We start from the raw sequence: 14,257 nt of genomic DNA, 5'->3' as shown, positions 1-14,257 counted from the left end.
GCGCTCCCCGCCCGTACAACCGTGGCGTCGCGGACTACCGATGAGGAGAGAGCCGATGACGACCACCCTTGGTCCCCCGCAGGCGCTGCACCAGTCGTCGCTGCCGCTGGAACGGGTGCTGCACTCCGCCAACGCGGGCTTCATCCTGCACCGCGTCGGGCAGTTGGCGTACGAGTTCTCCGCCGAGGGCAGGCGGTTCAGCGTCGACCTGCTGCGTTACATCAACGAATCGCAGGAGGGCATCGCGACGTCGTTCGCGTTCGAGGAGACCTTCGGCGTCCGCGACCGGCTGCACTGGTTCATCCACCTGAAGACCCCGGCGGACTACGCGACCCTGCTCAACATGGTGGACCACGACCTGGAGTTCCGGCGGATCTCCGACGAGGACCGCCTGCCGCAGAAGGGCGGCGGCAACTGGGACCGGATGTTCCTGCACCGCAGCCTGCACGAGGACGTGCTCGTGCCGCAGCACGGCATGGTCCACGACGACGATGACGACGAGGAGGACCACCACCACGGCGACACGTTCGTGCCGCCCGCGTCGTCGCAGCTCACCCAGCCGCCGGAGCTGCAACTCAACTCCGCCACGGCGGGCGCGATCGTCGTGCGCACGTCGGACGTGAAGTACGAGCTGCGCGAGGAGGGCCGGATGTTCCTGGCCCACTGGCAGCACTACGTGAACGAGAAGATGGCGGGCAAGGTCACCGCGACGCTGTTCGAGCAGACGTGGGGCCAGCAGGACCGGCTGTGGCAGCTCATCCACCTCAAGGCGCCGGAGGACTACTACGAACTCCAGGCCCTGGAGCGCGGTCGCGAGATGGCCGCGGAGGTCTTCGACCGCCGCCGGGTGCACGAGTCCAAGGGCGGCGGCGGCTGGGACCGGTTGTTCATCCCCGCCAGCATCAAGGACACGCTGCTGCTGCCGCACGCCCCGAGCAGCGATGGCTGAGCCGGTCGGGATCGAGGACGTCAACGTCTACGCGGGCCGGGCCTGCGTGGACGTGCGGGCGTTGTTCGAGGCGGGCGGGCTGGACCAGACCCGGTTCGCGAACCTGATGATGGCGCGCCGCTCGGTCAACCTGCCGTGCGAGGACCAGGTCACCAACGCGGTGAACGCCGCCAAGCCGCTCGTCGACGCCCTCGGTCCCGACCGCCGCGACTCGATCGAACTGGTCGTGGTGGCCACCGAGTCCGGCCTGGACTTCGGCAAACCGCTGAGCACCTACGTGCACCAGCAGCTCGGGCTCGGCCCGGCGTGCCGGTCGTTCGAGGTGAAGCACGCCTGCTACGGCGGCACCGCCGCGCTCCAGACGGCCGCCGCGATGGTCGCGGCGAGCCCCGTGCCCGACGCGCGGGCGCTGGTCGTCGCGACCGACATCGCGAGCCCGTCGTCCGGCGGGACCTACTGGGAGCCCTCGGAAGGCGCGGGCGCGGTGGCGTTGCTGGTCGGCCGCGACCCGGCCGTGCTGCGGCTCGACGTCGGCGCGAACGGCTACCACACGCGGGAGGTCATGGACACCCTGCGGCCCCGGCCGGACTTCGACGTGGTCAACTCGGACCTGTCGCTGCTGGCGTACCTGAACTGCCTGGAGCAGTCGTTCGCCGGGTACCGGCGGCGGGTGTCGGGCGCGGACATCGTGGACACGTTCGACCACCTGGTGTTCCACGTCCCGTTCGCGGGCATGGTGAAGGGCGCGCACCGCACGTTGCTGCGGCGCGTGAAGGGGTGGGGCCGGGCCGCGATCGACGCGGACTTCGAGCGGCGCATGGCCTCGTCGCTGACGTACACGACGCAGGTCGGCAACATGTACTCCGGCTCGCTGTACCTGGCGCTGTGCTCGTTGATCGACCACGGTGACTTCCGCACGGCCCGCCGCGTCGGGATGTTCTCCTACGGGTCGGGGTGCGGTTCGGAGTTCTACAGCGGTGTCGTCTCCGAGCGGGCGCCGGGTCGGCTCGCCGCCCGGCCCATCGCACTGGCGTTGGCGGAGCGCCGGGAACTCGACGTCGCGGAGTTCCGCGCGCTGGACCGGTTCCTCGGCGACCGCGCCTTCGGCGTGCGGGACGCGGTGATCGACACCACGCCGTACCAATCCGTTGTGGACAGTCACTTCGCCGGTCGCGGTCTGCTGCTGCTGGACCGCGTCGAGGACTTCCACCGAGTCTACCGGTGGAGCTGATGGCGTTCACGACGATCACCGCCGCACCGGAACCGGGACTGCTGCGGATCACCCTGAACCGACCCGGGCAGCGCAACGGCATCGACGACGTGGTGATCGGCGAGCTGCACGCGGCGCTGGACATCGCCGAACGCGACGTGGAACGGCCGGTCGTCGTGCTGTGCGGTCGGGACGGCGTGTTCAGCGACGGCATGAACTTCGAGGCCGCCGCCGACAACGACGCGTCCGACGGCGGTGCGGCGTTCTTCGACCTGCTGCGGCGCTTCACCACGCTGCCCCGGGTGGTGGTGGCGCAGGTCGACGGCAAGGTCGCCGGTGGCGGGGTCGGGCTGGTCGCGGCGAGCGATTTCGCGCACGCCACGGAACGCAGCACGTTCGCGCTGCCCGAGGCGCTTTGGGGTTTGCTGCCGTGCTGCGTGCTTCCGTTCCTGGTGCGGCGCATCGGTTTCCAGAAGGCGTACACCGCGACGCTGAGCACGCAGGCGATGTCCGCGGTGGAAGCACACCGCGTCCACCTGGTGGACGAGCTGACCGAGCGGCCGGAGACGGCGTTGCGGCAGTTGGTGTTCCGGCTGACCAGGCTCGACCCGGCGGTGTTCGGCGACGCCAAGCGCTACTTCCGCGGTCTCACCGACGTCGGGGAGGACGCCAAGGCGCGGGCGGTCGCCGAGTTCTCCCGGCTCATGTCGTCACCGGCCGTGCGCGAGCGGATCTCCGCGTTCGTCCACCAGGGCCGCTACCCGTGGGAGCGCTGACATGACACGTGCGTGGGTGTTCCCCGGGCAGGGATCGCAGAAGCAGGGCATGGGCGCGGAGCTGTTCGACCGGTTCCCGGCCGAGGTCGCGACGGCGGACCGGGTGATCGGTGTGCCGCTGCGCGAGCTGTGCGCGGACGTGCGTGGCGAGTACCTGGACAAGACGCGCTACGTGCAGCCGGCGGTGTTCGCGGTGAGCGCGCTCGCCGGGCGCGCGGCGCTGGCCGACGGCCCGCCGCCGGACCTCGCCGCCGGGCACAGCCTCGGCGAGTACACGGCGCTGCACCTGGCCGGTTGCCTGGACTTCGAGTCGGCGCTGCGGCTCGTCGTGCGGCGGGGCGAGCTGATGGGCGCGGTGACCGGTGGTGCGATGCTGGCCGTGCTGGGCCTGTCCGCCGAGCGCGTCGCCGAGTTGATCGCCGGGATACCGGACGTGGACGTCGCCAACCACAACCTGCCCGACCAGCTCGTGCTGGCGGGCAGCGGCGACGCCGTCCGCGCGGTGGTGGCCGCCGTGCGCAACGCCGGGACGGGCCGCTGCGTGCCGCTGGCGGTGAGCATCGCCGCGCACTCGCGGTTCATGGCGGACGCGGCGGCCGAGTTCGCGGAGGTGTTGCGGGACGTCCACTTCGCACCGCCCGCGTTCCCGGTGCTGAGCAACGTCACCGCCGAGCCGCACCGGGTCGACGCGCTGGCCGACCTGCTGCGCCGCCACTTCACCGAACCGGTGCGATGGTGGGACACGTTGTGCCGGCTGGCCCGCGCGGGCGTCGTGACGCCCACCGAGATCGGGCCGGGCGAGGTGCTGACCAAGATGTGGCGCCGAGCCCAACCGGCCCTTCCGGCACCGGACCCGGCACACCGCCCAACCGGTTCCCCGCCACCTCGCACACCCGCCACACCGCGGCCGACCGGCTTCGCGGCGAACCCCGCACCCACACCGCCCGCCCTCGCCGTGCACCACGCCCCCGTCGCACCGCAACCAGCCCGGGCGGACCGCTCACCCGTTCCCGAAGGGCGTCGCTCACCCGATCCCGAAGTCTCCCAACGCACCCGCGTTCCCGGCTCGGCCGCCCTGCGCGCGGAGTACGACCTCCGACACGCCTGCCTCGCCGGTTCCCTCGACCGCGGCGTCAGCTCGCCCGCCCTGCTGCGCCGGCTGTCCGCCGCCGGCCTGCTCGGCTTCCACGGCACCCGCGGCCTCGCGCCGCACGAGGTCCGGACCGCGTTGGACGACCTGCGCGGTGTCGAGCGGTTCGGCATGGCGTGGCCCGCGGGCGGGGACGTGCGGGCCGTCGCCGATCTCTACCTGGCCTCCGGCGTGCGGCACGTCGAGGTCGTCGGCACGCACACCGACGTCGGACCGGACCTGGTCCGCTTCCGCTTCTCCGGCGGGCCGCGGCAGGTCCTGGTGCGGGTCGCCGACCCGGCCACCGCCGCCCGTTTCCTGCGGCCCGCCGACCCGGCGGTGCTGCGTGCCCTCGTCGCCGAGGGCCACCTCACCACGCGGGACGCGACCGCCGCCGCCGGGCGGCCGATCGCCACCGACATCGCGGTGGAGGGCGACTGGCCCGCCGTCCTCCCGGCGACGGCCGCGCTCGGCGGCGCGCGGTTCGGCGTGGCCGGGGTCGGCACGCCCGCCGCCGCGTCCGCCGCGTTCACCCTGGGCGCGGACTTCGTGCTCACCACGACGGTCAACCAGACCACACCGGAGGCCGCCACCTCGGCCGCCGCCAAGGACCTGCTGACCGCGCTGGGCGTCGCCGACACCCGGGACGCGCCCGAGCCCGAGCGGTTCGCGTTGGGTGGTCGCACGCCGGTCGCGCGCAAGGGCACGCTGTACGCCGCGCGCGCCGAGCAGCTGTACCGGCTGTACCTGCGGCACGGTCGGCTGGAGGACATCGCGCCCGACCGGCGCGCGGAACTGGGGCGCACGCACTTCGGCCGCCCGCTGGAAGCGGTCTGGGCGGGGCTCGGCACGCGGGCGCGTGACGACCGGCACCGCATGGCGCTGGTGTTCGCCGCGTACTGCCGCGAGGCGACGGACGCGGCGCTGGCCGGCACACCGGACCGGCGCCGGGACTACCGCGTGCCGTGCGGTTCGGACGTGGGCGCGTTCAACGCCTTCACCTCCGGCACGCCGCTCGCCGACTGGCGTGCCCGGCACGTCGACCTGATCGCCGAGGAGCTGATGTCACCTACCCCGCGACCAGCTCGGTCAGCTTGAGCACGGACTTCCAGTTGCGCGTGGTCGCCACCGCGCCGGTTTTCCGCTCCACGAAGGCGTTCTGGAGCTTGGTGCGGCCGTAACCGCCCGGCACGTGGAGGAAGATCTCCCGGCCGATCACGGTCAGCACGCCCGTCTCGCCGGGCGGCGGCACCAGGGCGGCCTCGCTGCCCGCGCGTGGCGGTCCGTCGAGGAACGTCACATGCAGCTTGGTGTGGTCCTCCTGGAGAGCCAAGTACGGGTTGGCGGCGACGATCGCCGTCATCTCGGCGTGCGAGCGCACCAGCACGGGGACGTCTTTGTCCCACTTGTCCGTGATGCCCTTGCGGATGCGCCGCACCACTTCGGCTTCGTCGTCGGTGTCCGCGGTGAACACGACGTTGCCGCTCTGGATGTAGGTCTGCACGTCGGTGAACCCGCCGTTGGTGAAGACCTCGCGCAGTTCCACCATCGGCATGGAACTGCCGCCACCGATGTTCACAGCCCGCAGGAGTGCGACGAAGCGCGTCATGGCGCAGATGATAACCACAGCTCCGACACGGAGATGTCGAACACGCATGGGGCTCAACACTGAGCAGACCACGTCGTCGGTGGGACGTAGAAACCGTGTCAGGAAGCCGGAGGCCGAGCGAGGAGACCTGGTGACACCCGCGCGTAACGGACATACCGCCCGATGTCGTGACATCCCACGCCGAACGCGGGCGTCCCGAGTCGAGGAGACGACCCGATGAGCGTTCCCACCTCCGCCCTCGTCGTGCCGGACCTGCTCCGCCTCCGCGCGGAGCAGCTACCCGACCGGGAAGCGATCAGCGTCCGGGGTGAGCACGCGATCACCTACGCCGACTGGGACGCGCGGTCCAACTCGGTGGCGCACGGGCTGGCGGCACGTGGCGTCGGGCGCGGTGCGCGGGTCGCGCTCCTGTACCGGGGCGACGACTGGATCGACTACGCCGTCGCCTACTACGGCGTCCTCAAGGCCGGTGCGACCGCCGTCCACGTGAACGACTCCCTGCCCGTCACCGAGCTTGAGCGCCGCTTCGCCCAGTGCGAGGTCGTCGGCGTCATCCACGGCATGGACATCGCGTGGGACGCCACCGCCAACCGTTGGTCCGCGACCACAGCGGACCTCGACAGCGGCGACACGAGCACGCTCGACGTGGAGATCCGCCCGGAGGACATCGCCGACATCCTCTACACGTCCGGCACCACGGGACCGGCCAAGCCCTTCACCAACCCGCACGGCACCCCGACCTACGGCCGCGGTTCCGCCGCGCTGGGCACCCTGGACGACACCGCGCCGCTGCTGGCGCCGATGCCGATGGGCACGACGTCGAGTTCGACCACGGTGGCGGTGCTGGCCACCACCACGCCCGCGCCGTTGATCGTGTGCTCACCGGACGACCCGGAGGAACTGGCACGCCTGGTCGCCGCGCACGGCTGCGGCACGGTGATCCTCACCCCGTGGACCGCGATCCGGCTGGCCGCCATCCGCCCGGCCGAGCGGTACGACCTGAGCAGCGTCAAGAGCATCGGCAACGCGTCCGCGCCGATGCCGCCGCGCATCGCGCGGGAACTGCTGCGGGCGATGCCCAACGCGGTCATCAACAGCGCGTACGCCCAGTCCGAGGCCGTACCCGCGATCATGCTGGGCACGGTGGACCCCGACCGGCCGATGTCGGTCGGCCGACCGGGCAGGGGCACCGAGATGGTCGTGGTGGACGAGCACGGCGACCCCGTGCCCGCCGGCGAGCTGGGCGAGATCTGGCTGCGCAGCCAGGCGCCCAAGCGCCTCTACCTCGACGCCGCGCTCAGCGCGGAGGTCCACGCCGACGGCTGGACCCGCACCCGCGACCTGGGTCGGGCCACCGAGGACGGCGAGCTGTTCCTGTTCGACCGGAAGGTCGACGCGATCACCACGTCCGGGCGGCTGGTGTCGTCGCTTGAGGTGGAGGCCGCCGTCTACGAGCACCCGGCGGTCCGGGAGGCGGCCGTGATCGGGCTGCCCGACGAGGAGCGCGGCCAGGCCGTCACCGCGGTCGTGGCCGCCGACGACTCCGTCACCGACGCGGAGCTGCTGGCCTTCCTGGCCGAGCGCCTCGACCCGCACCAGGTGCCGGTCCGGGTGCACCGGATGGGCGTCCTGCCGCGTGGCGGCACCGGCAAGGTGCTGAAGTTCCAGCTCCGCCGGACGTTGGCAGCGGCTACTCCGCGCGGCGGAGAATAAGAAAGCCGAATGAGCCCCATAGAAATATCCTGCATCAATTTTTTGGTCGGCCCGCGACACATCGCGGCTACGATGAAAATATAGGACCTCGTTGACGTCCAGCTTCGCGACTTCACCACCTTAGGGGGGCCTGGTTGAGCACTTCGACTGGTGTCCACGAATTTTGCAGCCGGCTGCGCTCCGCATTGGCGGAGGAACCGTCGTTGGCCAGCCGCACGCACGTGCCAAAAGGCGGGACCGTCTACAATTCCGGGGACCGCGACCAGCGGATGTACATCGTCGAGGTCGGTCAGCTCAAGACCATGACCACCGCGGCCGACGGCAAGCAGTGCCTGCTCTCGATCCACACGCCCAGCGACACGTTCGGCGAACTCGGCCTCCTGGACCGCCCGCGGCAGGAGACCGCGATCGCCATGAAGCACAGCGTGCTCCGGCAGATCAACCACGCCAAGCTGCTGGCGATCCTGAGCCAGGACGACCTGATGAACCGCCATTTCACGCACTTCCTGATGAGTCGCCTGCTCGACCAGCAGGTGACCATCACCCAACTGGTCACGATGGACAGCGAGCACCGGCTCGCCGCCACCCTCCTGCGCATCGCGCGCAAGCTCGGCAGGCGCACCGCCGGCGGCGTCTACATCGACATCCGGCTCACCCAGGAGGACTTGGCGAGCATGGTCGGCACGACCAGGTCGCGCGTCGGGCTGTTCCTGAAGAACTTCCGGGAGGGCAAGCTGGTCGACCCGTTACCGGGCGGGTTCATGCTGGTGCGGGAGGACGCGCTGGCCAACTACGTGGAGCGCGACCTGGCCGGCGAGCGCGACCTGGCCGACCTGGCGGCGCTGGCCGTGCCCACCCAGGAGTGCCGGCCGGCCGGGAATCCGGCCCACTTCGCCCTGCGGCCGTCCGGGCGGCGCGCGCCGGGCCGGCTCGGCACTTCCACGATCGAGCGGCTTGGCTAGCCCGGGGGCCATTGCTACAATTCCGCCGGATTTACGCTCGTCAATAGACCCCAGGGGGATAAATGGCTGTCGGTCGGTGGGCCGCGGTGACCCTCGACTGCGCGAATATCGCGGAGTTGGTGGATTTCTACCGGGACGTCGCGGGGCTGGACCCGGTGCACGTGTCCGAGAAGGGCGCCTTCCTCGCCAACGGGGACGGGGTCGCGCTGGCGATGCAGCGCGTGGACGACTACCGCGCGCCGGAGTGGCCGTCGCAGGTGGTGCCCCAGCAGTTGCACCTCGACATCGCCGTCGACGACCTCGACCGGGCGGAGGCCGAACTGCTCCGCCTGGGCGCGACCAAGCCGGCCGAGCAGCCGGACGGCGCCAAGTGGCGTGTCTTCCTCGACCCGGCCGGGCACCCCTTCTGCGCATCGGTCTGGGACTGACACCGCTCCACCGGAGAGAAGAGACAACGTGAGCAAGACGGCAACGGCATCCTTCACGCTCGACTCGTGGGACGAGGACGAGTGGCAGGAGTCCCCGGACGGCATGAAGTTCTCGCGTGCCAGCGTGACGAAGACGTTCACCGGCGACCTGGAGGGCAGCAGCAGGGCGCAGTTCCTCTTCGCCTACGGCCAGGGCGGCGCCGGTTACGTCGGGCACGAGCGGTTGGACGTGACGGTCAACGGCAGCAGGGGCACGTTCGTCCTCCAGCACCAGGCGGTCGGCCTGATCAGCGACGAGGGGGGCGCGGAGTGGCACATCGTGCCCGGCACGGGCACCGAGGACCTGGCGGGCATCCAGGGCACGGCGACCATGCGCAAGCTCCCGGACGGCGGCCACACCTTCACCCTGACCTACGACATCCTCGACGAACTGGTCTGACCGACCCGACCACGACCCCGCGCCCACCGTCCAGTTCGGACGCACGGGCCGCGGGGTCGTTCGCGTTTCACGGCAAGGGACCTCACGCGGTCGAACTGCCCGCCACCTCCTGCTGGACGAGCTTGGAGAAGCGCTTCGTGCGCACCATCTCACTCGGAGCCACACCGAGACCGCGCTCGGCGTCGATGGCGCGTTGCAGCGGCACCAGCAGCTCTCCCACAAGGCGTTCGGCGGCATTCGCGTCCCACATCACGTCAAGGATGCGGGCACACGCGCGGTTCGCCGCCTTGGCCACGTGAGGCACCGGATCAGGACCGAGGAGGCGGAGCTTGACGGCAGCCAGCAGGTGGAACCGGAACGGCGAGAACGACCGGGGGATGCGACCGTTCCGCAGCAACCAGTCCAGGCGGTAGAACCCACTGGCGGCGGTGTAGTACACCACCGGCTGATGGTTGTCCCCGAACAAGTCCTTGCCCCGTACCGAGAGCAACGACCGGTAGTGGCCGAGCCGGGCAGGCTCGTTGAGGAACATCGCGAGGTAGGAACGTGTCAGCTGGGCGCGCGTGATGACGCGGCTCTTGACGATGCCCTTCCGATCCGCGTATTGCTTGGTGCGGCGCTCGTAGTAGAGCGCACGTTGCTTGTCGGTCCCGTACACGAAGAAGTCCTCCAAGAGGCGGTGGAACTTCTCGCGAACGGTCAGGTCCTCTTCGCTGATCACGGTCTGGCGGTTGGTCGCGCCGACGATGCCGTTGATGACGTCCTCGTCCTGCGAATGCACGATGCGCAGGCTGACGTGGACGTTGTCGGTGAGCAGTGCGCGCTGCCCGAACAGCACGTGGCACGTCTGGCAACCGTTGACGATCTGGAAATCGTCCAGGTAGACGTCGTCACCCACCACGCTCAGCCCGCGGGTCACGATGGTGACCCCGTTGTTCAGCACGGCGAACCGGTCGCGGCGTTGCTCGTCGCGCAGGGTGTCGCCGATCTCCTTGTTGACCGGGTTCTCCTCGCTGAGGAAGTCCCGGACGTTGCTGTGGAACAGCGTCTTGCGCAACCGACCGGAGTCGTCGCTGAGGATGTTGTTCACGAGATCACGTGCGGACAGCAGACCCATCAACGCCTGTTCGACATCCGGCACCTTGGGCATCACGACCTTGCGCGGCATCGGGAACTGCACCGCCACCTTGGTGGTGGCCCGCCGGTACAGCCGGCGCAGGTCGTCCTTCGTGACGCACTGGAACTCCACGCGGTCGAAACGGCCCAGCTTCGCCAAGTGTTCCCGCGCCGATTGCGCCTTCTGCGCCACCATGTCGGCCACCTGTTCGCCGGTGGTCACGTAGAAGACGTGCAGTTCGGGAAGCGCACCTGCCAGCTTCGGGATGTTGCTGTAGATGGCTTCCAACCCGGACCGCAGGTTCTCGATGTCGGTGGACGCCGGGTAGGGCAGCGCGTCGGCGGTCACGATGTGGCCGAGGTTGTCGGCCAGGTCGGAGACCACCTTGGTCTCGAAACCCTGACTCGTCTTGGCCTGGATGACGACGACTCGTGCGTCGAGCCTGCGCGTGGCGGCGATGTGCGCCCGAACCTCCTCGGCGTCCTGCAGAAGGACCCCGTTGAGCACTATGCCCACGGCATCGATGCCCAGGTCGTTGCCTCCACCGGTGCGGAACGCGTCCGGGTTGAACTCCTCCTCGTAGAACGTGCTCAGCACGCAGTATGCGGTGAACGCCTCGAACGCCTCGCTCTGGGAAAGCTCGGCGAGGGCGTACTCCTTCTGGAACTCGTCGACCAAGCCGCCGATGATGCGGTCCACGGTGGTCTGCTCTCCTCTGCCGTGTTCAGTTCGATCCGTCCGCACGTGCCCTCGTCAGCACCTCTTCCGCGGTGAGCGCACTGGACGGGTGGTGGCTCAAGCACATCGGCGACCTGACCTTCTGGAACGGCGTTCCCTCGGCCACCGCGTAGAACTCGCCCGCTTTCAACCGGGAGATGTCGGGTACGGTGCTGGACTTCGCGGACGCCATCTCTTTCGCCGCGGCCACCTGGACCGGTGTGTTGATGAACCCGAAGTATTGGGTCGCCGCGTTGCCCACGATGCGGTTGTGGATGCCTTTGGGTGCCTGGGTCGCGAACACCAGCCCCAACCCGTACTTGCGAGCCTGTGCGGCCAGCGCGAGGGTGCTGGTGGTGCACGCGGTCATGGCGCCCGACGGCGCCAGTGTTTGAGCCTCGTCCATCACGAACAGACCGCCCAATGGCCGGTCCCCCGCCGGGTGTTCCTTGATCCACGCGAACAACGCCATTTGCAACTGGTTGACGAAGCTCTGGCGCTGGTCGTCGGATTGCAGACCGATCATGCTGATGACGGAGACGCGAGCCCGCCTGCCCGGTGCCGGTGTCAGCAGTTCACCGGGGTCGAGCGGCACGCCCGCGCCGCCGAACAGCGGGTCGTTGATCGTCGCGGCCATCAACGTCTGCGCCATCTCTGCGGCCATCGCGCCCGCGTTGGCCAGCGGTGTGATGTCCTCCGGCAGGTCCGTCAGGTATTCGAGGAACCGGTGCAGCCCCGAACCGCCGCCGAGGGCGAAGGACGTGAGCGCCTGCCGCAGCACCGCCTTGGCGCGCTCGGACCTCGCGGTGGAGCCATCGGCACGGGCACGTGGTGCCAGCGCCGCCACCGCGGTGTCCAGTGCCAGGGCGAACTCGTCCGGGTCCCCCGCCACCCCGGCGAGGTCGGGTAGCGGCTGGAAGGTGATGGGCCGGCCGGATTCACGTCGTGGCGTCCACACCACGACGTCGGTGTTCGCCAGGTAGTCGGTGGCCTTCTCCGCGTCGCCCGGCCGCCAACCGGAAGGAGGCGCGGGCCACGCATCACCCAGCCGGGCGAGGTCGTTGTTGGGGTCCAGCACGATGGCGGACACGCCCTGCACTGCGCACTCTTCGATGATCCGGCGGATCAACACGGTTTTACCGGACCCGGAGCCCGCGAAGATCACTGTGTGCTTGCGCAGCGATTCCAGGGAGACGTACAGGGCCTCGCCGGTCTCATACCGGTCGCCCAGGGACAGGGAGTCCGGTGGGGCCGTCGCACGGACCCGATCGGCGTCCGGGTCATCCGGGGGCCAGTCGTCGGCCGTCGGCTCGCTCCACACGTCGGCACCGACCGGCTGTGGTTTCGGGGACGGCGGCGTCGGCGTGTCGTCCAAGGGCTCGCCGGGTGAACCGAACACCAGCCGGAACAACGCGGTGTTGCTAGCCGGACGGCGGCTGCGGAGCCAGGCGTGCAGCCCCGAATCCGGCTCGGACAACATCCGCTCCAACGCCGCGAAGGTCTTCAGGTCGTCGAGGTTCACCTCCTCGACCAGGACACCACCCGACTCCCGGAACTCGTCCAGCAGTTCCTTGGTCCGCTTGGTCTTCATCCCCCAGTTCCCGGTGCGCAGGATGTAGGCCCGCCGCTTGTCCACCTCGGGGTCGAGGCCGGCCATCACCCGCACGCGCTCGACCCGGTTCTGCACCGCCCGGTGGCTGGGCGAGGCGATGCCCCGGAACGACCAGTGGATCTGGTCATCGGACTCGTCGTCCAACACACACCGGAGCCTGGCGTGCAACGCGGGGTTCTCCCCCCCAGTTCGCGTCAACCACGTAGTGCTGCCCGCGCTCGCCGAGCTCGTACACGTACGCCTGCAACGCCGCACCGAGGAGTGTGGTCATTCTGGTGTCTTCGGTGTCCTTGTCCAAAGCGGTGCGGAGGTCGACATTGCGGAGCAACTCGGCGAAGCGGGCGTCCAACGGGGACGACACGGCGACGGCCGGCTCCGCCGGTGCTTCCGGCTTCGGTGTAGGCACCTGCTCGGCGAGGTCGGACAGTTCGCTCACGACGTCGTTGTCCAGGCAGGACCTGATGTGCTCGTCGATCCGCTTGAACAGAAGTCGCGGCGTGAACTGGGAAGCGCCCTCGAAGGCTTCGCGCCGCACCGGCCATGTCGGGTACGGCGGGGTGAACCCGCAGTCCGCGAAACGCGGTGCGAACCGCGTCGCGACCAGTTTCTCCGCGGTCTCCGGAGTGGCCACCCCCTTCAGCCGGTACTCGGGGCGGAACCGATCGGCCGCCGCGCCGTGCGCCCTGGTCCGGATCGCCTCCCAGGCCGGGAACTGGCACGCCACGACGGTCAGCGAGCGCAGCACCGACTCGCGCACCTCCATCAGACCGGTGCCGATCTGGTCGAACAACTCGTCGCGGCCCATGTCCACCTGCACCGTGCGGGTGGACCGACCCGACTGGGCGACCAGCGTGTCGATCTGGTCCACCGCGAGCAGGCTCGGTCCGGTCATCGCGAGCAGTGCGGACAACTCCCGCACGATCTCGTGCGGCGGTTTCGAGTCGGGGCTGATCCCCCACTGGACGCGCTCCCCCGCGACGGCTTCGCTGCCGGACGTCAGGTACGCCTCGCCGATCTCCTGCACCATCGGGTCCTCGGCGGCGAGCAGGACGACGGCGCGGGCGGTGTGCCTGCTCTTCCAGCCGTGCACCGGGTCGGCATCGCGCAGGGCCACGACGAGCCGGTCGAGGGTTTCCCTGGTGACCGGGTTCTTCCCTATCACCTCGTACCGCGCGGCGTCCGGTAGCACCAACCGGTCCGCGAGGCGGTGCAGCAGCGTGGTGAGCTGGTTGGCGCCGTCCGGCCCTCGTTCGTACAGGCCAGCACGCAGCGCGTGCACGATGTTCTGCCAGAAGTTCCGCCCGTGCAGGAGGCTGACCAGGAAGAAGTAACCACCGACGCGCTGCACCTCGGCGCGGACGGCGGTGAGCATGTGCGTCTTGCCCGCGCCCTGCTGACCGGTGATGACCACGCCGAGCGGATTGGACGTGGCATCCAGGTCGGCGTCCGTGAACGCGGCCATGACGGCCTTCAGGACGTCCTCGTTAAGGCCCTCTACGTGCGCACGGGGTGGTTCCCACACCGCCCTGGGCGTGGGGGCCCAGTCGAACCGGAGGTTGCTCAGCGCCCGGCGCTCCACGTCTTCCACGGCGGACC

Annotated in this window: 12 protein-coding genes; 8 read left to right on the top strand and 4 right to left on the bottom strand. The window is 70.0% G+C overall.

Annotated features, from left to right (window positions below):
* The first annotated feature begins 55 nt into the window (after positions 1-55).
* The 4 genes from KZQ38_RS24485 to fabD are packed head-to-tail and all read left to right on the top strand — an operon-like array spanning position 56 to position 5,162.
* Positions 56-949, top strand: coding sequence for a DUF6039 family protein (locus KZQ38_RS24485; protein ID WP_219444858.1), 894 nt, complete (start codon positions 56-58; stop codon positions 947-949).
* On the top strand, positions 942-2,180 hold the full coding sequence (locus tag KZQ38_RS24480; protein WP_219444857.1) for a hydroxymethylglutaryl-CoA synthase family protein: 1,239 nt from the start codon (positions 942-944) through the stop codon (positions 2,178-2,180). Before KZQ38_RS24485 ends, KZQ38_RS24480 begins: the two co-directional genes overlap by 8 nt.
* Positions 2,180-2,935, top strand: coding sequence for an enoyl-CoA hydratase-related protein (locus KZQ38_RS24475; RefSeq protein WP_257902121.1), 756 nt, complete (start codon positions 2,180-2,182; stop codon positions 2,933-2,935). The genes KZQ38_RS24480 and KZQ38_RS24475 overlap by 1 nt, the downstream gene beginning before the upstream one ends.
* Position 2,936: 1 nt before the next feature.
* Positions 2,937-5,162, top strand: a complete 2,226-nt coding sequence (gene fabD, locus KZQ38_RS24470; RefSeq protein ID WP_219444855.1) for an ACP S-malonyltransferase — start codon at positions 2,937-2,939, stop codon at positions 5,160-5,162.
* Here fabD and KZQ38_RS24465 read toward each other — a convergent pair.
* Positions 5,134-5,673 (bottom strand): DUF1697 domain-containing protein, encoded by a 540-nt coding sequence (locus KZQ38_RS24465; protein ID WP_257902120.1) that lies wholly within the window; start codon positions 5,671-5,673, stop codon positions 5,134-5,136. The genes fabD and KZQ38_RS24465 overlap by 29 nt on opposite strands.
* A gap of 216 nt (positions 5,674-5,889) precedes the next feature.
* On the opposite strand from KZQ38_RS24465, the gene KZQ38_RS24460 reads away from it, so the two are divergent.
* The 4 genes from KZQ38_RS24460 to KZQ38_RS24445 all read left to right on the top strand — a co-directional run bounded on the left by KZQ38_RS24460 (position 5,890) and on the right by KZQ38_RS24445 (position 9,215).
* Positions 5,890-7,386: a class I adenylate-forming enzyme family protein gene (locus KZQ38_RS24460; protein WP_219444854.1), complete on the top strand. Its 1,497-nt coding sequence runs from the start codon at positions 5,890-5,892 to the stop codon at positions 7,384-7,386.
* Positions 7,387-7,520: 134 nt separating this feature from the next.
* Complete coding sequence (locus tag KZQ38_RS24455) at positions 7,521-8,348, top strand: Crp/Fnr family transcriptional regulator (RefSeq protein WP_219444853.1); 828 nt, start codon at positions 7,521-7,523, stop codon at positions 8,346-8,348.
* A 62-nt stretch (positions 8,349-8,410) separates the two neighbouring features.
* On the top strand, positions 8,411-8,776 hold the full coding sequence (locus KZQ38_RS24450; RefSeq protein ID WP_219444851.1) for a VOC family protein: 366 nt from the start codon (positions 8,411-8,413) through the stop codon (positions 8,774-8,776).
* 28 nt (positions 8,777-8,804) lie between these two features.
* Positions 8,805-9,215: a DUF3224 domain-containing protein gene (locus KZQ38_RS24445; RefSeq protein WP_219444849.1), complete on the top strand. Its 411-nt coding sequence runs from the start codon at positions 8,805-8,807 to the stop codon at positions 9,213-9,215.
* Between the two features lie 82 nt (positions 9,216-9,297).
* On the opposite strand, the gene KZQ38_RS24440 is transcribed toward KZQ38_RS24445, so the two are convergent.
* From KZQ38_RS24440 to KZQ38_RS36400, 3 genes are read right to left on the bottom strand one after another with little or no spacing between them, the layout of a single operon-like run.
* Positions 9,298-11,031 carry an AIPR family protein gene (locus KZQ38_RS24440; protein ID WP_219444847.1) on the bottom strand — a complete coding sequence of 578 codons (1,734 nt, stop codon included), beginning with the start codon at positions 11,029-11,031 and terminating at the stop codon, positions 9,298-9,300.
* 25 nt (positions 11,032-11,056) lie between these two features.
* Positions 11,057-12,808 (bottom strand): ATP-binding protein, encoded by a 1,752-nt coding sequence (locus tag KZQ38_RS36405; protein ID WP_308258572.1) that lies wholly within the window; start codon positions 12,806-12,808, stop codon positions 11,057-11,059.
* A complete protein-coding gene (locus tag KZQ38_RS36400; RefSeq protein WP_257902119.1) occupies positions 12,786-14,249 on the bottom strand; it encodes a P-loop NTPase family protein in 1,464 nt (487 codons plus the stop codon). The genes KZQ38_RS36405 and KZQ38_RS36400 overlap by 23 nt, the downstream gene beginning before the upstream one ends.
* Positions 14,250-14,257: the final 8 nt, after the last annotated feature.

Source organism: Saccharothrix obliqua (assembly GCF_019375475.1).
Taxonomy (GTDB): Bacteria; Actinomycetota; Actinomycetes; order Mycobacteriales; family Pseudonocardiaceae; genus Actinosynnema; species Actinosynnema obliqua.
The sequence above is the reverse complement of the archived record's forward strand: the minus strand, read 5'-3'. Positions and strand labels throughout refer to the sequence as shown.

Bases quoted from the DNA above. Each gene is read 5' to 3' on its own strand.
- KZQ38_RS24485 (WP_219444858.1), top strand. From the start codon at position 56: ATGACGACCACCCTTGGTCCCCCGCAGGCGCTGCACCAGTCGTCGCTG.
- KZQ38_RS24480 (WP_219444857.1), top strand. From the start codon at position 942: ATGGCTGAGCCGGTCGGGATCGAGGACGTCAACGTCTACGCGGGCCGG.
- KZQ38_RS24475 (WP_257902121.1), top strand. From the start codon at position 2,180: ATGGCGTTCACGACGATCACCGCCGCACCGGAACCGGGACTGCTGCGG.
- fabD (WP_219444855.1), top strand. From the start codon at position 2,937: ATGACACGTGCGTGGGTGTTCCCCGGGCAGGGATCGCAGAAGCAGGGC.
- KZQ38_RS24465 (WP_257902120.1), bottom strand. From the start codon at position 5,673: ATGACGCGCTTCGTCGCACTCCTGCGGGCTGTGAACATCGGTGGCGGC.
- KZQ38_RS24460 (WP_219444854.1), top strand. From the start codon at position 5,890: ATGAGCGTTCCCACCTCCGCCCTCGTCGTGCCGGACCTGCTCCGCCTC.
- KZQ38_RS24450 (WP_219444851.1), top strand. From the start codon at position 8,411: ATGGCTGTCGGTCGGTGGGCCGCGGTGACCCTCGACTGCGCGAATATC.